Origin of the sequence: Amycolatopsis sp. NPDC049688, assembly GCF_040674975.1 — a bacterium.
In the GTDB taxonomy this organism is placed as follows: domain Bacteria; phylum Actinomycetota; class Actinomycetes; order Mycobacteriales; family Pseudonocardiaceae; genus Amycolatopsis.
On the sequence record NZ_JBFANY010000018.1, the window covers coordinates 58496 to 75988 of the forward strand.

General features: G+C 67.5%; 19 protein-coding genes and 1 tRNA gene. 16 read left to right on the plus strand and 4 right to left on the minus strand.

The window, feature by feature from the left end:
* Nucleotides 1–9: 9 nt before the first annotated feature.
* The 3 genes from AB0J55_RS38230 to AB0J55_RS38240 form a co-directional block, all read right to left on the minus strand.
* On the minus strand, nt 10–870 hold the full coding sequence (locus AB0J55_RS38230) for a hypothetical protein (RefSeq protein ID WP_364260335.1): 861 nt from the start codon (nt 868–870) through the stop codon (nt 10–12).
* 17 nt (nt 871–887) lie between these two features.
* The gene (locus AB0J55_RS38235) at nt 888–2360 is read right to left on the minus strand and encodes a helix-turn-helix transcriptional regulator (protein ID WP_364260337.1); all 1473 of its coding nucleotides are present in this window, start codon (nt 2358–2360) and stop codon (nt 888–890) included.
* Nucleotides 2361–2546: 186 nt separating this feature from the next.
* Nucleotides 2547–2873: a GntR family transcriptional regulator gene (locus AB0J55_RS38240; RefSeq protein WP_310976736.1), complete on the minus strand. Its 327-nt coding sequence runs from the start codon at nt 2871–2873 to the stop codon at nt 2547–2549.
* Nucleotides 2874–2992: 119 nt separating this feature from the next.
* Between AB0J55_RS38240 and AB0J55_RS38245 the strand changes: the two genes are divergently transcribed.
* The 10 genes from AB0J55_RS38245 (at nt 2993) to AB0J55_RS38290 (ending at nt 11001) form a co-directional block, all read left to right on the plus strand.
* Nucleotides 2993–3286, plus strand: a complete 294-nt coding sequence (locus AB0J55_RS38245) for a hypothetical protein (protein WP_364260340.1) — start codon at nt 2993–2995, stop codon at nt 3284–3286.
* Nucleotides 3283–3645: a hypothetical protein gene (locus tag AB0J55_RS38250; RefSeq protein WP_364260343.1), complete on the plus strand. Its 363-nt coding sequence runs from the start codon at nt 3283–3285 to the stop codon at nt 3643–3645. The genes AB0J55_RS38245 and AB0J55_RS38250 overlap by 4 nt, the downstream gene beginning before the upstream one ends.
* 1 nt (nt 3646) lies before the next feature.
* Nucleotides 3647–3964 (plus strand): hypothetical protein, encoded by a 318-nt coding sequence (locus AB0J55_RS38255; protein ID WP_364260346.1) that lies wholly within the window; start codon nt 3647–3649, stop codon nt 3962–3964.
* Complete coding sequence (locus AB0J55_RS38260) at nt 3964–4167, plus strand: hypothetical protein (protein ID WP_364260349.1); 204 nt, start codon at nt 3964–3966, stop codon at nt 4165–4167. The genes AB0J55_RS38255 and AB0J55_RS38260 overlap by 1 nt, the downstream gene beginning before the upstream one ends.
* Nucleotides 4167–5072, plus strand: coding sequence for a hypothetical protein (locus tag AB0J55_RS38265; protein ID WP_364260352.1), 906 nt, complete (start codon nt 4167–4169; stop codon nt 5070–5072). The genes AB0J55_RS38260 and AB0J55_RS38265 overlap by 1 nt, the downstream gene beginning before the upstream one ends.
* A 65-nt stretch (nt 5073–5137) precedes the next feature.
* Nucleotides 5138–7339, plus strand: a complete 2202-nt coding sequence (locus AB0J55_RS38270) for an FtsK/SpoIIIE domain-containing protein (protein WP_364260355.1) — start codon at nt 5138–5140, stop codon at nt 7337–7339.
* A 234-nt stretch (nt 7340–7573) separates the two neighbouring features.
* Complete coding sequence (locus tag AB0J55_RS38275) at nt 7574–7933, plus strand: hypothetical protein (protein ID WP_364260358.1); 360 nt, start codon at nt 7574–7576, stop codon at nt 7931–7933.
* A 35-nt stretch (nt 7934–7968) separates the two neighbouring features.
* Complete coding sequence (locus AB0J55_RS38280; protein ID WP_364260361.1) at nt 7969–9117, plus strand: DUF3631 domain-containing protein; 1149 nt, start codon at nt 7969–7971, stop codon at nt 9115–9117.
* 283 nt (nt 9118–9400) lie between these two features.
* Nucleotides 9401–9589, plus strand: coding sequence for a helix-turn-helix domain-containing protein (locus AB0J55_RS38285; RefSeq protein ID WP_310976721.1), 189 nt, complete (start codon nt 9401–9403; stop codon nt 9587–9589).
* Nucleotides 9589–11001, plus strand: coding sequence for an integrase (locus AB0J55_RS38290; protein ID WP_364260365.1), 1413 nt, complete (start codon nt 9589–9591; stop codon nt 10999–11001). Before AB0J55_RS38285 ends, AB0J55_RS38290 begins: the two co-directional genes overlap by 1 nt.
* A gap of 112 nt (nt 11002–11113) precedes the next feature.
* Here the strand turns inward: AB0J55_RS38290 and AB0J55_RS38295 are convergent.
* Nucleotides 11114–11187, minus strand: a tRNA-Leu gene (locus AB0J55_RS38295).
* Between the two features lie 186 nt (nt 11188–11373).
* On the opposite strand from AB0J55_RS38295, the gene AB0J55_RS38300 reads away from it, so the two are divergent.
* The 6 genes from AB0J55_RS38300 to AB0J55_RS38325 all read left to right on the plus strand — a co-directional run bounded on the left by AB0J55_RS38300 (nt 11374) and on the right by AB0J55_RS38325 (nt 17463).
* Nucleotides 11374–11988 carry a response regulator gene (locus tag AB0J55_RS38300; RefSeq protein WP_364260368.1) on the plus strand — a complete coding sequence of 205 codons (615 nt, stop codon included), beginning with the start codon at nt 11374–11376 and terminating at the stop codon, nt 11986–11988.
* Nucleotides 11989–12411: 423 nt separating this feature from the next.
* Complete coding sequence (locus AB0J55_RS38305; RefSeq protein ID WP_364260682.1) at nt 12412–13593, plus strand: branched-chain amino acid ABC transporter substrate-binding protein; 1182 nt, start codon at nt 12412–12414, stop codon at nt 13591–13593.
* A gap of 94 nt (nt 13594–13687) precedes the next feature.
* Nucleotides 13688–14698 (plus strand): branched-chain amino acid ABC transporter permease, encoded by a 1011-nt coding sequence (locus tag AB0J55_RS38310; RefSeq protein ID WP_364260685.1) that lies wholly within the window; start codon nt 13688–13690, stop codon nt 14696–14698.
* Nucleotides 14695–15840, plus strand: a complete 1146-nt coding sequence (locus AB0J55_RS38315; RefSeq protein WP_364260371.1) for a branched-chain amino acid ABC transporter permease — start codon at nt 14695–14697, stop codon at nt 15838–15840. Before AB0J55_RS38310 ends, AB0J55_RS38315 begins: the two co-directional genes overlap by 4 nt.
* Nucleotides 15837–16763: an ABC transporter ATP-binding protein gene (locus AB0J55_RS38320; protein WP_004559046.1), complete on the plus strand. Its 927-nt coding sequence runs from the start codon at nt 15837–15839 to the stop codon at nt 16761–16763. Before AB0J55_RS38315 ends, AB0J55_RS38320 begins: the two co-directional genes overlap by 4 nt.
* Complete coding sequence (locus AB0J55_RS38325) at nt 16750–17463, plus strand: ABC transporter ATP-binding protein (protein ID WP_364260375.1); 714 nt, start codon at nt 16750–16752, stop codon at nt 17461–17463. The genes AB0J55_RS38320 and AB0J55_RS38325 overlap by 14 nt, the downstream gene beginning before the upstream one ends.
* Nucleotides 17464–17493: the final 30 nt, after the last annotated feature.

Below are 17493 nucleotides of genomic sequence, written 5' to 3' on the forward strand. Positions count from 1 at the left end.
GTCTGTCGTTCAGTTCTTAGACTGCTCTTGAGTGGCCTGATTAACGCCTAGAAGCCAAAATAGATCGTCAAAGCGAATGAAGTCTGAGAACTTGCCGCCCGTGGGTGTTGTTGTGAAATCAACAAGTGCAGGGACGTCTGGTTGTGTCTCAAGAATAAGATTTCGAAGTCGTGTCAAGTGATTCTCTAGTTGTGGTCGATCAATCTCGAATACGACATCGTTCACCTTCTGAAACCCGACCATTCCGTCATCAATGGTTTCAGGTAGAGGTATGTCTGATTCGGGATATGCCTCTAGGTCATTCTTCAGTGTCTTTGGCATCTTTCCGGACTCCAGTAGTGGAGCTTTGGCTAGGGTGATGGTTGCTGTAATGATTACCTCGCCAGGAGAGTTTCCACGTTTCTGCTCCACATTCCCCGAGATTGGCGGCATTGCGCGGTGTGCTACATAGTTTCGAAGTCCTTCGATTAGCCTGTATCCGAAGTGCTCGTCATATGCCCGGTTGGTTGCGAGGGCAAATTTGTTGAGCTGCTCGGAGTCTTTGCCGAAGCGGTCTGAGATGTCATGCCTGAGCTGATCGAGGCAAAGTCTCCAGATCAGGGCTAGTGCGACGAGTGAAGCGCTAAGTTCCTCTGATGTTTGTCGAACTTCGTCGCCGTGAAGGTGCTGGTTTAGTCTGCCTGCAACCTCATCAAAATTTGATTTTGCGCCGACTACTAGTCGGGTGGATAGGCGAGCGGCATATGTGCGGCAGTAGAGAAGTGCATCTCTGATGCTTCTCTCTTCGTCTTCTGTTACGGGTCGCAATGTTTCGATGTGAACATTGGAGTCGGCTGTTCTCTTTTGCAGCTTTGCAAGCTTCAGAGGCATAACTATCCTTCTATGGTCTAGCTGAGGATCTCGTTGCGAAACCGCCAAGATCGCTCCAAAATACAGGCGCCAGGTGAGGCCATGGGCTCCTTCGTGAGGAGCTTATTCACGCACTCTTCGTTGAATGGCACACCCTCGGAAACTGACGACGACTCTGAGGCTGTCACCAGGACGCCCTCTGCATTAACGTCCACGGCGTCGCCAAATAGTTCGTCAAAGACATCGTCGTCCATCACGACCACGGTGAGAATCGTGGCTGTCAAAGTGAGTGTGTCGAGACCGATGCCGAGGCAGTAGGCGGTAACTCGGTCCTTTCCGCGTGCGGCTTGGAGGTCACGGTACAGGGACCAGTTCTCGTAATCGAGCGGCTCGCCCTGGCTGCCGTCCCGCTCGGGCTCGCCGAGGATTTCCTCGGAGTACTCCCGGACCATGCTGCGCCACAGGTCGAAGTCGTTCTCCTTGTCCCACGCCGCCACGGACGACGGCTGGAACTCGCCGGCCGGGATGAGGCCGTAGATGCCGGCGGCCGTCGCGACCTTGGCAGGGTCGCGCCAGTGTAGGAGGAACGTCGCCTTACCGGTGTCGCGCTGGCGACGGAGCGTCAGCGTCTCGATAGCGGGCATAACTGGCCGTCGTTCCAGGTCGAACGGGTCGCCGATCAGGCCGCGCAGCGGAAGTTCGGCCCAGTCCGCGCGGGGCACCTTCCGGTTCGGGAACTGCGCGACGGCCAGCTCGTGTGCGATGGCCTCGGACAAGTCGAGTTTGTCGAAGTACGTCGCCAGGCCGAACGTCATTCGCTCGTTTGACGGCGACAGGTCGACGTCCAGGAGGCGATAGCTCGTGCGGTTCTCCAACAGTGCCGGCGGGTCCAGGTACTTGATCGCCGACGTGTACCGCTCGAAGCGCCGGCCGGGCGCGCGGAGCGGCAACGCCTTGTCAGCCTCGGGCTCGGTGCCGGTGACCGTGATTGGGACCCGGTGATCCTTCCATTCAAGCTTGATGTCCTCCAGGCGCACCGGCGCCGGCGGCATCCACTCTCGCCGGGCGATCAGCGGGGCCTTTCCGATGCGCGCTTCCGGCCGGTAGAGCGACGCGGCCGCCTCCGCGAGTTCGCGACGGCGGCTGTTGAGCTCGCGTCGCATCCGGCGCCACTCCTCCTGGCTCACCGCGACCGGGTCGACTTCGTTGACCAGTGCCGACGTCGACGGGGGAGCGACGGGCTGAAGCAACTCCTTGGACAGGCCGAGCCGTGACGGTGAGATGCCGAGCTGGTTGGCGACCCGCAGCAGCGTGTCCAGGTCCCGCACCTGCCGTTGACCGGTCTCGATCTTCGAGATGTACGACTGGTCCATGTTGAGGATCTGGGCCAAGTCGGCCTGATTGAGCCCGTTCGTCTTCCGGTACTCCTTCAGGACCTCGGCAAGCAGTCCGGTGTTCAGTTCGAGCTCGGTTGTCGACCTCGGCGAGAGCCACGGCTGGTCTGCTTCCACTGCTGGCAAGTCCCTTCGTTTCGATCTTCTTCGGCTGCGATCGGGCTGGGTGGATGGCTCTTGACCTGCGGTTATGCCTGGCTGTCATGCGGGAGCGCTGTTAGGACTGTCCGGCCTTGGACTGTGGTGGCGCTCACGGGCGAAGCTATTCCCATGATCACGGAACACGGGCCGAATGGCCGAACATCACGACCGCTTCTCAAGCTCCTCTACCCGGCGCCGGAGGTCCGCAACCTCGGCCCGGAGCGCGGCGACGTCGTCGGCGGGGGCGCTCTCGTCCGGGAGGCTCCGGACGAACGTGCCTCGCCCGGCGGCGGACTCGAGCACGCCGGCGTGCTGAAGCTCCCGGATGGCGTTGTGGACCGTCAGTTCGGCGACGTTGTATGTGGCCGACAGCGCTTTGAGGGACGGGATCTTCTCCCCGAGCGCGAACTCACCGGCCCGGATACGTCGGACCAGGTCATCCCGGATCTGTGCGCCTAGCGGCTGCGCTCCCTGCTGATCGATAGGCATCTGGCCAGGGTACGCAGAAAACCAACATCACCCTAATGCGCCACACGTGCGAGCTTGACTTACCTAATCACCATAGTGTGCACTAAGGCGCAGTAAGGCATTCGATCGAAAGGTTCCTCATGAAGTCCGCGAACATCACCAACCGTGTCGCCCGGGGCGCCGCCGACAGTGTTTCCGCTGTTCAGGGGCACTGTCCGGACGGCTTGGACGAGTCCGCCATTGACGCTCTGATCGCCGAAGTCGATCAGGAGTTGACCGGCGCGACGGCCGTGGCGGAGACCCGTACCCGGCACGCGTTCACCGATGCGCAGCACGCCCACCGCACTCGTCGGCGCGTCAGCCGCGCGGCGCTGCGGGTGCTGCCGTTCCGGCTCGACACGGCCGCGTCGGAGGAGAGCGGGGAGGCCGCATGACGGTCCGGCTCGGTATCCCCGTCGCATTTGGTCCCGACACGGCGGCTCACTCCGCCAAGAACGCGCACGCCGCGTCGGGTCTCCCGATCAACCACCACGCAGGTAGCTACTCGGAGAGGTCTCTCATGGTAGGCACCCTCACCCCTCGCGCAATCGAGCGTTTGGCGATCCGCCGCTACACCGACCAGACCGGCCAGTCCTGGGCCAAGACCCCGACCACCACGCGCCGCGCCTGGCTTGCGGAGACCGAGCCCGTCATCCGCGCCGAACACGGCATCGCGCTGGACTCGGTGTGGGACGGCGGGGATTGGCAGGCACCCGGCCAGGCCGACCTTTTCGACGTGCCGGAGGTGGCCTGAGATGTCCGCACAGGTACTGATGGTCCTCGGCGGTCTCGCGCTGGTCGGCGTGTTCGCCGTATGGCGCTCCGGACGCAAGTCGGCGATCCGCGCCCGGACGGGCGTTCGCGAGATCACCCGCATGACCGGCAACACGATCCGCCTGGTCATGGCCACGGCGATCATCGCGTTCGTCCAGTGGCTGGTGATCGTGAAGATCCAGAACACCACCGCCACCTGGATCGCGCTGGTCGTCCCGGCGCTGCTGGCCGCCGCCACGATCGTGCGGCTGATGGCCATCACCGAAATCGTCCACACCACCCGTGGGGGTCGTCGCTGATGCTCGGCAAGAAGAAGACCGACGACGAGGCCGCGTCCTGCGCGGTCGTCCACCTGATGCTCTCCAGCGTGAAGCCCAGCGTCCGGCAGGAAGTTCTCTCCACGCTGACCGACGACCAGCGCCGCCAGGTCCTCAACGCGGAACTCGAAGGCCGCGCGGACCAGTGGGAGCGCAAGAACGGCACGAAATGGGGGGAGAGCTGATGAGCACGGAAACCCTGGCTCCACAGGACGCGAAGCACCAGCCGCTGTCCCAAGCCGACAAGCTCGCCCAGGACGCCGCCACCGCTGCGCAGGTCCGCCGCCTGGCCAACCACCCCGATGTGGTGGCGCTGCGGGTGGAGAAGGTCCGCACGCAGATCGACGCGGTGATCTGGCTCGGGATCTTCCTCGGCCTGGCCTTCACCATGGTCAATGTCCAGAGCTTTGCCGCCGCCGGCGCTGCGGTCTGGTCGCTGGGGTGGGTGGCCGGGTGGCTGCTGGACCCGATGGTCTCGCTCGTGCTCGTGGCGGTGTTGCGGGCGGAGCAGGTGACCGCCCGCTACCAGGTCGACACCGGCGGCTGGGTACATGGCACGAAGTGGTTCGCGTTCCTGGCGACCTACGTCATGAACACCTGGAAGTCCTGGACGCACCTCGACGTGGCCGGGGTGGTGCTGCACTCGGTGCCGCCGGTGCTGGTGTTCCTCGCGGCGGAGACCGCGCCGGTGCTGCGGGACAAGCTCACCGAAGCGGTCATGGCCGCCGCCGGCACCGCGTTCACGGGAGAGCAGCCGTCCGACGCTCCGGCCGCCGTGCCCGCTGCTTCGGCGGAGGACTGCGCGGGGGAGAAGTCGGCACCCGCTACCCGGCCGCGTCGCCGTCCGGCTCGCAAGCCGGCCGCGAAGCCCGTTCGGAAGCTGCGCGGGGACTACCTGGCCGACGCCCGCGCCGCGTGGGCCCCGGGCATCGAGATCACCCCGGCCTGGGTCCGGTCCGTCTGCCCGGAGATCTCGCGCGGCACCAGCAAGAACGTCGCCGACGACCTGATCGCCGAAACCGCCCGCCCGGCCGTCGCGCCGGTGCCCGCTGACCAGCCCGTGACCGTCGACCAGGAGGAGGCCGCCTGATGTCCACCACCGCCGACCACACGCCTGAGTCCGTGAACGGACCCGATCCCGAAAGGCCCTCCTCCGTGAACAGCACGCCCGACCCGTCCACGAACACCCCGGCCGACGCTCCCGTGAACGGCCCCGTGAACACCGACCCGGCCGCCACCGACACGGCCACGACGCGGGCCGGGAATGTCGTCCCGATCCGCCCGGACACCGCCCGCACGCCGGAGGAGATCCCGGAGCAGGACCGGCCCGCCGCCGACGACACCGAGCCCGGCACGGTCGTCCGGCTGGTCGACCCGCCGGCGACCAAGGCGACGTGGTGGGAGACCGTCTCCGACGCCACCGCCCGCCCGTTGGTGGCCAAGTGGCTCACATCGGCGGAGGAGTTCAAGGCACGGGCGCGGTTTCTGGTCCGCTACGCCGCCCACACCTTCGCGTTCCACGCGCTGCGGGTGCCGGTGTACGTCCCGTCGGCGCTGCTGCGCGCCCCGGGCGCGTTGTGCCGGCTGACCGCCCGGGTGGGGCGGTGGGTGTTCGACGCGGAGTCCAAGCCGGTGCGGATGAACGCCCGCGACCGCAACGACGCGGACGTGTACATGAAGCTGCGCGAGGCCCGCAACGAGACCGTGCGCCGCCGCTCCGCCCCGGTCATGGTCGCCGTCCTGGTACTGCTGGCCACGGCGTACCTGTGCCTGACGTTCGTGCCGCCGGTGTGGAACTGGACGGCCCTGGCGGCCACCCTCACCGCCGTGGGCTGGTGGGGCGCCCCGGCGGACAAGCCGGTCGCCGGCCGCGCCGTGGACTCGGTCAAGACACCCAAGCTGACGTCGTCGATGATCGAGGACGCGCTCTGCTCCCTCGGCATCGGTGGCCTGAACCAGGCCTACGCCAAGGGCAAGCGCATCGAGTTCCCGAACCCGATCGCCCGCGACGGCGACGGCTGGCGCGCCGACGTCGACCTGCCCCTCGGGGTGACGGCCGGCGACATCATCGCCAAGCGCGACGAGCTGTCCTCCGCCCTGCGCCGCCAGATCGGGTGCGTGTGGCCCGAGGGAGACGCGAAGGTCCACGAAGGACGGCTGGTGCTGTGGGTCGGGGACACCGACATGTCCAAGGCCAAGCAGAAGCCGTGGCCGCTGGCCAAGCCAGGCGCGACGGTCGACCTGTTCAAGGCCCAGCCGTTCGGCACCGACCAGCGCGGCCGCTGGGTGCCCATCACCCTGATGTTCGCCTCCATGGTGATCGGCGCGGTCCCGCGCATGGGCAAGACCGTCACCCTGCGGGAACTGCTGCTGATCGCCGCCCTGGACCCGCGCGCCGTGCTCTACGCCTACGACCTCAAAGGCACCGGCGACCTCTCCCCGCTGGCGCAGTGCGCGCACGCCTACGGCGTCGGCGACGACCCGGACGACATTGAGCGCATGGTGGTCGAGATGCGGGAACTCCGGGAGGAGATGCGCCGCCGCACCAAGGTGATCCGCAACCTGCCCGAGTCGGTCTGCCCGGACAACAAGGTCACCCCGGAACTGGCCGCGCGCAAGGACTTGCGGCTCGCGCCGATCGTGGTCGGTGTCGACGAGTGCCAGGTGTGGTTCGAGCACCCCGAACACGGCGAAGAGCTGGAAGAGATCTGCACCGACCTGGTCAAGCGCGGCCCCGCCCTGGGGATCACGCTGATCCTGGCCACCCAGCGCCCGGACGCCAAGTCGCTGCCCACCGGCATCTCCGCCAACGCCATCCTGCGGTTCTGCCTCAAAGTGATGGGACAGCAGGCCAACGACATGGTCCTCGGCACCAGCCAGTACAAGTCCGGTGTCCGGGCCACGATGTTCGCCCGCTCCGACCGGGGCATCGGCTACCTCGCCGGCGAGGGCGACGACGCGCAGATCGTGCGCAGCGTCTACAAGGACGCCACCGACGCCAAGAAGATCGCCGCCGGCGCCCGCGCCCGCCGCGAAGCGCTGGGCAACATCACCGGCTACGCCGCCGGCGAGGCCGTCGACGTCGAGGCCGCGCGGCTGGACCCGCTGGCCGACACCATCGCCGTGTTCGCCCGGGGCGAGGACAAGCTGTGGTCCGACGCCATCGTGACCCGCCTCGCCGAGCTGCGGCCCGGCCAGTACCGGGGGTGGACCGCGCAGAACCTCGCCACCGCGCTCAAGCCCTACGGCGTCAAGCCCAAGCAGGTGTGGAGCACCGACCCCGACACCGGCAAGGGAGCCAACCGCAACGGCTACACCCGCGACGCCCTCACCACCGCCAAGAACAACCGAGCGTAACCACTCTCGGAGGCTAGGGGCGGTGCGCGTCCTAGACCGGACCGCCCCTAGACCTAGACCCCTCCTCTAGACACCCGCAGCAGTCGTGACCAGCGCACTAGCGCCCTAGACCCACCTCGCTCCGACCTGCGGAAACACCCGGAAAACCAGGCTAGCGCCATCACCGCCCGGTCCTAGTCCTGGCTCAACGCACCCACACACCGTCACCTTGTGTGACCGACGTGAGGACCCGCCTTGACCACGCACACCACCGCCACCGGCCCGGCCACCCGGGTCACCATCCCCTTCACCGAGTACCGCGCACTCACCCTCGACGCCGCCGCCTGGCGACTGCTGGCCACCAGCCCGCACGTCGCCGAACTCCTCGCCGAATGGATCGAGTGGGACCGCCGCCGCACGGCCCGCGAGACGTCCAACGCCGTGTCGGCCGCCGCCGACTGGCGCGCCATCGCCGCCGCGCCGACCTACGCCGAACTGGACCGCCGCCGCGCCGTCGCCACCCGGGTCGCCCTGACGCCGTCCCAGATCCGCGCGCAGGCCGCCGCGTCGTGGGCGCGGGTTGACGCCTGGATCGCTACGCGAGAGGCCGCCTGATGACCATCACGACACCGAACGACGGGGGAGCACCGATGGGCACCTATGACCTTGAACCGTCCACTCTGGACGGGGCCGCCTTGCTGGACTCGCTGCGGGCTGCGCTCACCCGGTACGTGGCTCTGCCCAACCCCGAGACCGCCGACGCCATCGTCCTGTGGATCGCCGCCACCCATGCACAGCCCGCCTGGGCGCACGCGCCCCGGCTGGTGATCCGCGCACCGGAGAAGCGCTGCGGGAAGTCCCGACTGCTCGACATCGTGGAAGCCACCTGCCACAACCCGTTCATCACGGTCAACAGCAGCCCGGCCGCTGTCTACCGGTCCGTCTCCGAGGACCCGCCCACCCTGCTCGTGGACGAGGCGGACACGATCTTCGGGCCGAAGGCCGACGGGAACGAGGATCTGCGTGGGCTGCTCAATGCCGGGCACCAGCGCAACCGGCCGGCCAAGCGCTACGACGCGACCAACCAGCGCGTCGAGTCCATTCCCACGTTCGCCATGGCCGCCCTCGCCGGGATCGGCGCGATGCCGGACACCATCGAGGACCGCGCCGTCATCGCCCGGATGCGCCGCCGCGCGCCCGGCGAAACCGTGGCCCCGTACCGGCACCGCCGGGACCGGCCCGCCCTGCGGATGCTCGCCGACAACCTGCACGCGTGGCTGCGCGCCGACCTGTCCACATTGGAGACCGCTGAACCGGAGATGCCCGTGGAAGACCGCGCCGCCGACACCTGGGAACCCCTGGTCGCCGTCGCCGACCACGCCGGCGGCACCTGGGGCGACCGCTCCCGCGCCGCCGTGCTCGCCCTCACCGCCACCGCCGACGAGGACAACGAAGGCTCCGACCGGCAACGCCTGCTCACCGACTGTCGGACTGCGTTCGGCGAGGAACTCGCCCTGCCGACCGCCGAACTGCTGCACCGCCTGCGGGGCCTGGAGGAGTCGCCGTGGCGGGAGTACGGCGCGACCGGGCTCACCGCCATGAAGCTCGGCAGTCTGCTCAAGGAGTACGGCATCCGCTCGGACACCATGCGGTTCCCCGGTGCCGGGCAGGCCAAGGGCTACCGCCGCGCCGACTTCACCGACTCGTGGGCGCGCTACTGCGCCGATCCGCCGGCCAAGGGCGACGGCGACGAGTCCGCCGGGGGCGCGATTCCGCTGCGCCGGGCGCGGTCGGCCTGACACTGCCGGGCGGGGTAGTCGTACCAGCCGTACCAGCCTCGTTTTCGCAGGTCAGCCCTGGTACGGCTTCCCCGCCTGGTACGGCTCAAGCCGTACCGCCGCAACTGCCCTGGTACGGCTCAAGCCGTACCACTAAACCAAGCCGTACCGCACCTGACCAGGCAAAACGAGGCTGGTACGGCTGGTACGGCTTACCCCTCAGCACCGACCCGACCACACCAGACCGAGGAGAGCCCATGCGCATCGCCGCCACCGACAGCACGACCCGAAGGGCTCACCAACGATGGCCACGCCACGCCAGCACCTCACCATCGCTGAACTCTGCGCCGAACTCGCCGTAGCGCGCTCGACCTTCTACGAGTGGCGCGCCAAGAAGCGCGCGCCCCGCTGCATCAAGCTCCCGAACGGAGAGATCCGCATTCGCCGAATCGACCTCGAAACCTGGCTCGACAACTGTGAGGAGGCCGCCTGATGGACACGACCTACGACGTCAAGATCTGGAAGATCGAAACCCGCGTCTGGAAGTCGAAGACGAGTTACCGCGTCGTCTGGTTCGTCGCCGGCGTGCGCTTCGGTGAGACGTTCGAGACGAGTGCGCTAGCCGATAGCTTCCGCTCAGACCTGGTTGCCGCGTCACGACGCGGCGAGGCTTTTGAGCGCACGCAAGGTCTCCCGGTCTCGAAGCTGCGGGAGGAGAACGAAATGCCGTGGTTCGACTTCGCGTGCAAGTACGTCGACATGAAGTGGCCACGGGCCGCGGGGAAGTCGCGGGCGGGGAACGCTGACGCGCTCGCCAGCGTGACGCCGGCGTTGCTCAAGACGACCCGGGGCGCGCCGGACAGCCGGACGCTTCGCCGGGCGCTCACCGGGTGGGCGTTCAACACCAAACGCCGCGATGAGCCGAAGCCGCGAGATGTGGAGCAGGCGTTGAAGTGGCTCAAGACGAACACCGCGCCGGTGTCGAGGCTCAACGACAAGGCAGCGCTTCGGGAAGTGTTGGAAGTGCTGTCACTCAAGCTCGACGGAAAGCAGGCCGCCGCGAAGACCGTCAACCGTAAGCGCGCCGTTCTGTACAACGCGCTGGAGTACGCCCACGAACTGAAGCTGTTGACCGCAAATCGACTCTCCGAGGTGAAGTGGACGGCCCCGAAGAGCGTCCGGGCGATCGATAAGCGCGTGGTCATAAACCCGAAGCAGGCGAAGAGCCTGCTGTCCGAAGTGGAGGCGCAGCGGGTCGAAGGGCAGCCGCGCCGGTCGTCTGGGCCGATGCTGGTCGCGTTCTTCGCCGTCATGTACTACGCGGCTCTCCGGCCGGAGGAAGCGGCCATGCTCCGCAAGTCGGACTTGCAGCTCCCCGAAGAGGGGTGGGGCGAGCTGCTGTTGTCGGAGACCGCGCCGATCACCGGCGCGGCCTGGACGGACAGCGGGGAACGCCGCGACCGCAGGCAGCTCAAGCAGAGGGGAAAGGGAGAGGTCCGCACAGTGCCGTCGCCACCGCCGCTGACGGCGATCCTGCACACGCACCTGACCACGCTCGGCACGGCGGCAGACGGCCGGCTGTTCCGGAATCTGACTGGGGGTGACCTGGCCGAATCCACGATCGGTCGGGTCTGGGACAAGGCGCGTAAAGCGGCGTTCTCGGACGACGAGTACGCTTCTCCGCTGGCAAAGCGTCCCTACGACCTCCGCCACGCCTGCGTGTCGACCTGGCTGGCCGCTGCGGTGCCCTCTACGCAGTGCGCGGAGTGGGCCGGCCACTCAGTCGCCGTCCTGCACCAGATCTACGCCAAGGTCATCGCCGGCCTGGAGTCGGCGGCCCACGACCGCATCGAGAAGGCGCTCGACTGGCAGGGCGACGAGGGCCCAACTCGCGGGGGCGCATAGGGGGTGGAGGGTCGTAGACGGCCGGACAGAGCCAGACACGACCGGACTCACGAGAACGGCCCCTGACCGGATAACACCTGATCAGGGGCCGTTCTGTGCTGGTGGGTCACTGTGCCCCCGGTGAGATTCGAACTCACACTGGACGGGTTTTGAATCCGTTGCCTCTGCCAGTTGGGCTACGGGGGCGTGACGTGGTGACTCTACGGGATCACCGCACCCCGCCCCTGCCCGGGGCCACCCTCCCGGCTGCCAGTGTCATGCTGGCCACTTCGTGGTGAACGCCATCTCTTCCACTGGATCGTTCCCGGTAGGCTTCAGGTTCGCGGAACGCCGCGGAATGTCCACGCCCGCCGAGTCTTCAGGAGGACCCCGGTGACCGATCAGGCTACCGAGGCCCACGGTGCCGCCACCGTGCCGCAGCGTCGGGTGCTCGTTGCGGAAGACGAGGCTCTCATCCGGCTTGACCTCGTCGAAATGCTGCGGGAAGAAGGCTACGAAGTGGTCGGGGAGGCCGGGGATGGCGAGCAGGCCATCGCGCTGGCCACCGACCTGAAGCCCGATCTCGTGATCCTCGATGTCAAGATGCCGAAGCTGGACGGCATCGAGGCCGCTTCCAAGATCACCGGTGACCGGATCGCGCCCGTTGTCATCCTCACCGCCTTCAGCCAGCGGGATCTCGTCGAACGGGCCCGGGATGCCGGGACCATGGCCTACCTCGTCAAGCCCTTCGCGAAGCGTGACCTCGTGCCCGCGATCGAGCTCGCCGTCAGCCGGTTCTCCGAGCTGCAGGCCCTCGAGGCCGAGGTGGCCGGGCTGACCGACCGGCTCGAGACGCGGAAGGTCATCGACCGGGCCAAGGGGCTGCTGATGAGCCGGCAGGGGCTCACCGAACCCGATGCCTTCCGCTGGATCCAGCGCACCGCCATGGACCGGCGGACCACGATGAAGGCCGTGGCCGAGGCCGTTGTGGAGAGCATCGGCAGCTGATCCACCCGAAAAGGGGGTGGCCGCGTCCGCGGTCGCCCCCTTTTTCGTGACGCTCCGGGTGCCCGAAAGGGCGTACTTGGTACCTTTGCGAGCCTTCCCGGCGTGGCCGGGAACGACAGCCGACGTCGGGTCCGTAGACTCTGCACACCTTGCGCCGGGCGTCAAGGGGCAGTCTGCGGGCTGTCGGGCACCGAGAGTCACCACCCGCTGGTCGTATTACGACGAGCGGGTGTAAACCATACGTTAATACTCGTGACGACCGTCACGATGTGGCTACAAGAGCACGTGTGACTCTGTGCAACGGCCCCCGGGGCGGCTACTTTCAGCGGCCAGTCAGGTCCCACGCCGGGACAGCCGCCCGACCGGGCGGCCAGGTGGCATTTGGAGGAACGAGTGCAGAAAGCACGACTTGCGAGGGTCATCGTGCTGGCCAGTGTCGGGGCCATCGCCCTCAGCGCGTGTTCGGCGCGGACGGACAGCGGCTCGAACAGCAACAGCTCGAGCTCCCAGTCCCAGGCCGCGGCGCCGTCCGCCGCCGCCGACGCGGCCGACCCGGCCGGCGACGGCAAGGCCCAGTGTGCCCCGACCTCCATCGCGTACGCGGGCACCATCAACGGCGCCAACGCCGCGCTGGGCGTCAACATCCTGAACGGCGCGAAGCTCGCCGTGGACCAGCACAACAAGGCCAACCCGGGCTGCCAGGTCAAGCTGGAGCAGTTCGACACCGAGGGCACGCCGGACAAGGCGCCCGGCATCGTGACGCAGATCGTCAACACGCCGGCCATCATCGGCGTCGTCGGCCTGCCGTTCTCGGGTGAGTCGAAGGCCGCCGGCAACATCTTCAACGGTGCCGGCCTGGTCACGGTCACCCCGTCGGCCACCAACCCGACGCTGTCCCAGAACGGCTGGAAGACCTTCTTCCGCGGCCTGGGCAACGACAACACCCAGGGCCCGGCCGCCGCGAAGTTCATGACCGGCGAGCTCAAGGCCAACAAGGTGTGCGTCATCAAGGACGACTCCGACTACGGCACCGGCCTGGCCGCCTCGACCATCCAGGCGCTGGGTGACAAGGGCACCTGCCAGGACAGCGTCAAGACCAAGCAGACCGACTTCTCGGCCGTGGTCAACAAGATCAAGGGCGAGAAGCCGGACGCCGTCTTCTACTCGGGCTACTACCAGGAAGCCGCGCCCTTCGCGCAGCAGCTGAACGACGCCGGTGTCACGGCCAAGTTCGTCGGCCCGGACGGCGTGAAGGACGACGAGTTCGTCAAGGGCGCCGGCGAGGCGGCCGCGAACGCGTACTTCACCTGCCCCTGTGTCCCGGCCGACCAGTTCACCAAGTTCACCGACGCCTACAAGGCCGCGGTGGGCAAGGACCCGGGCACCTACTCGCCCGAGGCCTACGACCTGGCGACGATCCTGCTCAAGGGCATCGACTCGGGCAAGAAGGACCGCGCGGGCCTGCTCGACTTCGTCAAGAGCTACGACGGCCAGGGCATCACGAAGCACTTCAAGTGGGACGACAAGGGCGAGCTGTCCAGCACGACCGTGTGGACCTACAAGGTCGAGGGCGGGAAGATCGTCCGCAACACCGAGATCAAGTAGCGCAACGCTTCCGTTCTGATTACCGGGGTGCACGTCCGGCGGCTGGATCCCGCCGGGCCTGCACCCCGGTCCCACATGGAGAACTAGTGTGTCATTGACTCATGAACTGGGCTCGCTCGTGCTGGCCCAGGGCGACAGCTGGATCAAGTTCGACGTGAGCGCGTTCCTGGACCAGTTCTGGAACAACACGTTCGACGGGCTCGCCTACGGCAGCATCTACGCGCTCGTGGCGCTGGGCTACACCCTGGTCTACGGCGTCCTGAAGCTCATCAACTTCGCCCACTCCGAAGTCTTCATCTACGGCGTCTACGCGACGTGGTTCACCTTCTACGGCCTCGGGTTCCGGCCCGGCAAGACGCCCACGCTGACCGTGGTCGAGCTGGTCGGCTTCCTGCTCCTGGCCTTGCTGGCCTCGATGGCGATATCCGGCGGCACGGCGGTGGTCCTGGAACGCGTGGCCTACCGGCCCCTGCGAAAACGCGGGGCGCCCAAACTGGTCTTCCTGATCACCGCGATCGGCGCGTCCTTCGTGCTGCAGCAGCTCATCTTCATCTGGCGCGGCGGCAACCCCGAGCTCGGGATCCGCCTGATGCGCAACGAAGAGGTCTTCGAGATCTTCGGCGGCAGCGTCACCAACGTCACGATCATCACGGTGATCGCCTCGATCGTGCTGATGCTCGGCGCCAACTACTTCGTCAACAAGACCAAGTTCGGCCGCGGCATCCGCGCGGTGGCGCAGGACCCCGACACGGCGACGCTGATGGGCGTGAACAAGGAACGCGTCATCATGCTGACCTTCCTCATCGGCGGCCTGCTCGCCGGTGCGGCGGCCCTGTTCTACATGATGAAGATCCCGCAGGGCGCGTGGTACCAGGGCGGATTCCTGCTCGGCATCAAGGCGTTCACCGCGGCGGTGCTCGGCGGTATCGGCAACCTGCGCGGCGCGCTGCTCGGCGGCCTGCTGCTCGGCGTCGCCGAGAACTACGGCCAGGCGCTGTTCGGCGGCGGCTGGCGCGACATCGTCGCGTTCGTCCTGCTGGTGCTGGTCCTGATGATCCGGCCCACCGGCATCCTCGGTGAGTCGCTCGGAAAGGCCCGGGTATGACCACGACCACGACTCCACCGGCGGCCGCGACCGCCAAGAAGCGCCCGCTCGGCGAGCGGTGGAACAACCTCAGCCGCGTGCAGCAGTGGGGCATCCTCATCCCGCTGGTGGTGCTCATCTACCTGCTGCCGGTGCTGAACCCGCCGATCATCACCACCCAGCCGGGCTACGACTTCCCGATCGCGATGTTCGAGGTGGCCCGGTACGCGCTGGTCGCCATCGGCCTCAACGTCGTCGTCGGCCAGGCGGGCCTGCTGGACCTCGGGTACGTCGGGTTCTTCGCGATCGGCGCCTACGTGATGGCGTTGTTCACCAGCCCCGACTCGTCGCTGTCGCACCTGCCGTTCCTCGTCGTGCTGCCGATCGCCATGGTCGTGACGATGATCTTCGGCGTGATCCTCGGGACACCGACGCTGCGGCTGCGCGGGGACTACCTGGCGATCGTGACGCTCGGCTTCGGTGAGATCGTCCGGCTGCTCGCCGACAACGTCGCCCCGCTGCGCGGCAACTCCGGCTTCAAGGAGGTCGGGCACCCGCCGGGCACCAACGCCGACGGGACGCCGCTGTTCAACAACTCGAACGGCACGCCGTGGTACTGGCTGTGCGTCACGCTGATCATCGCCGTCCTGTTCCTGGTCGGCAACCTCGAGCGCAGCCGGGTCGGCCGCGCGTGGGTGGCGATCCGGGACGACGAGGACGCGGCCGAAATCATGGGCGTCCCGACGTTCAAGTTCAAGATCTGGGCGTTCATCAGCGGCGCGGCGATCGGCGGTCTCTCCGGGGCGCTCTACGCCGGCCAGCTGGGCTTCGTGAACAACCAGAAGTTCGACGTCGTGACGTCGATGCTGTTCCTGGCCGCGGTGATCCTCGGCGGCTCGGGCAACAAGGTCGGTGTCATCCTCGGTGCCTGTGTGGTGGCCTACATCCCGCTGCGCTTCCAGGCGATCGCCGAGTACAAGTACCTGATCTTCGGCCTGGCGCTGATCGTCCTGATGATCTTCCGCCCGCAGGGCCTGCTCGGTGCCCGCCAGCGCCTGCTCGCCTACGGCAGGCAGGCGTACCAGCGGCTGCTGGGCCGGGGTGAGCAGATCAGCAGTGACGGTGCGCTGCAGACCGAACCGACCCCGGGGAGCAAGCCATGACCGACCCCCAGAACGGCGGCCCCGAGGTCGTCGCGGAGGGCGGCCTCGTCGCCGAGCTGCAGCACATGACGGCCGAGGAGCGGGCCGAGCACGACGCCGAGGTCGCCGAGGTCGTCGCGCCGGACCGCGAGATCGACGTCGAGGTCGGGCAGACGCTGCTCGAGGTCGACAACGTGACCATGCGCTTCGGCGGTCTCGTCGCGCTCGACCAGATCTCCTTCGACATCCGCCGCGGGGAGATCCTCGGCCTGATCGGGCCGAACGGCGCGGGCAAGACGACGTGCTTCAACGCGATGACGGGCGTCTACCGGCCGACGTCGGGCGAAGTCCGGCTCGAAGGCAACGCGCTGGGCAAGACGTCCCGGCACGGCATCACCCAGCTCGGCATCGCGCGGACGTTCCAGAACATCCGGCTCTTCAGCGAGATGACGGCGCTGGAGAACGTCGTCGTCGGCACCGACGCGCGGCACAAGACCAGCCTCCTCGGGGCGCTGCTGCGGCTGCCGCGGCACCACCGCGAGGAGAAGGCCGCCGTCGAGAAGGCGATGGCCCTGCTGGAGTTCGTCGGCATCGCCGACCGCGCGGCCGACCGGGCGAAGAACCTGCCCTACGGCTACCAGCGGCGCCTGGAGATCGCGCGGGCGCTGGCCACCGAGCCGAAGCTGCTCTGCCTGGACGAGCCCGCGGCGGGCTTCAACCCGGCGGAGAAGGAAGACCTGATGGGCCTGATCCGGACGATCCGGGACGACGGCTACACCGTCCTGCTCATCGAGCACGACATGAAGCTCGTCATGGGCGTGACCGACCGGATCGTGGTGCTGGAGTTCGGCAAGAAGATCGCCGAAGGCGTGCCGGCCGAAATCCGCGAGAACCCCGCGGTGATCGCGGCCTACCTGGGGGTGCCTGACGATGACGTTGCTTGAGTTGTCGGACGTGTCCGTCCACTACGGACGGATCCAGGCGGTCTCCGGGCTGTCCATCACGGTGAACGAGGGCGAGGTCGTCACGCTCATCGGCGCGAACGGCGCCGGCAAGTCGACGACCATGCGGGCCATCTCCGGCATCCGGCCGATCTCCTCCGGGACGATCACCTTCGCCGGCGAGGACATCTCCAAGCTGCGCGGTGACCTCCGCGTGGTCCGCGGGATCTCCCAGGCACCGGAAGGCCGGGGCATCTTCCCCGGCATGACGGTGATGGAGAACCTCGACATGGGCGCCTACGCGCGCAAGGACCGCAAGGACCTCAGCGCGGACCTGGAGCGCGTCTTCGAGCTGTTCCCCCGGCTGGCCGAACGCAAGACGCAGATGGGCGGCACGATGTCCGGCGGCGAGCAGCAGATGCTCGCCATCGGCCGCGCCCTGATGGCGAAGCCGAAGCTGCTGCTGCTCGACGAGCCGTCGATGGGTCTCGCGCCGCAGTTCATCCAGCAGATCTTCCGGATCATCACGGAGATCAACAAGCAGGGCACCACGGTGCTGCTCGTCGAGCAGAACGCGCAGCAGGCGCTGTCCCGCGCCCACCGCGCGTACGTGCTCGAAACCGGCCGGATCACCAAGACCGGCACCGGCAAGGAGCTGCTGGCGGACAACAGCATCAAGGAGGCGTACCTGGGCGTCGGCTGACGTCCCGGGTGCCCCGCACCGGCCCCGCGC

Excerpts from the sequence above, each read along its gene's own strand:
- AB0J55_RS38230 (WP_364260335.1), bottom strand. The coding sequence starts at position 870 with ATGCCTCTGAAGCTTGCAAAGCTGCAAAAGAGAACAGCCGACTCCAAT.
- AB0J55_RS38240 (WP_310976736.1), bottom strand. The coding sequence starts at position 2,873 with ATGCCTATCGATCAGCAGGGAGCGCAGCCGCTAGGCGCACAGATCCGG.
- AB0J55_RS38245 (WP_364260340.1), top strand. The coding sequence starts at position 2,993 with ATGAAGTCCGCGAACATCACCAACCGTGTCGCCCGGGGCGCCGCCGAC.
- AB0J55_RS38250 (WP_364260343.1), top strand. The coding sequence starts at position 3,283 with ATGACGGTCCGGCTCGGTATCCCCGTCGCATTTGGTCCCGACACGGCG.
- AB0J55_RS38255 (WP_364260346.1), top strand. The coding sequence starts at position 3,647 with ATGTCCGCACAGGTACTGATGGTCCTCGGCGGTCTCGCGCTGGTCGGC.
- AB0J55_RS38260 (WP_364260349.1), top strand. The coding sequence starts at position 3,964 with ATGCTCGGCAAGAAGAAGACCGACGACGAGGCCGCGTCCTGCGCGGTC.
- AB0J55_RS38265 (WP_364260352.1), top strand. The coding sequence starts at position 4,167 with ATGAGCACGGAAACCCTGGCTCCACAGGACGCGAAGCACCAGCCGCTG.
- AB0J55_RS38280 (WP_364260361.1), top strand. The coding sequence starts at position 7,969 with ATGGGCACCTATGACCTTGAACCGTCCACTCTGGACGGGGCCGCCTTG.
- AB0J55_RS38285 (WP_310976721.1), top strand. The coding sequence starts at position 9,401 with ATGGCCACGCCACGCCAGCACCTCACCATCGCTGAACTCTGCGCCGAA.
- AB0J55_RS38290 (WP_364260365.1), top strand. The coding sequence starts at position 9,589 with ATGGACACGACCTACGACGTCAAGATCTGGAAGATCGAAACCCGCGTC.
- AB0J55_RS38315 (WP_364260371.1), top strand. The coding sequence starts at position 14,695 with ATGACCACGACCACGACTCCACCGGCGGCCGCGACCGCCAAGAAGCGC.
- AB0J55_RS38320 (WP_004559046.1), top strand. The coding sequence starts at position 15,837 with ATGACCGACCCCCAGAACGGCGGCCCCGAGGTCGTCGCGGAGGGCGGC.
- AB0J55_RS38325 (WP_364260375.1), top strand. The coding sequence starts at position 16,750 with ATGACGTTGCTTGAGTTGTCGGACGTGTCCGTCCACTACGGACGGATC.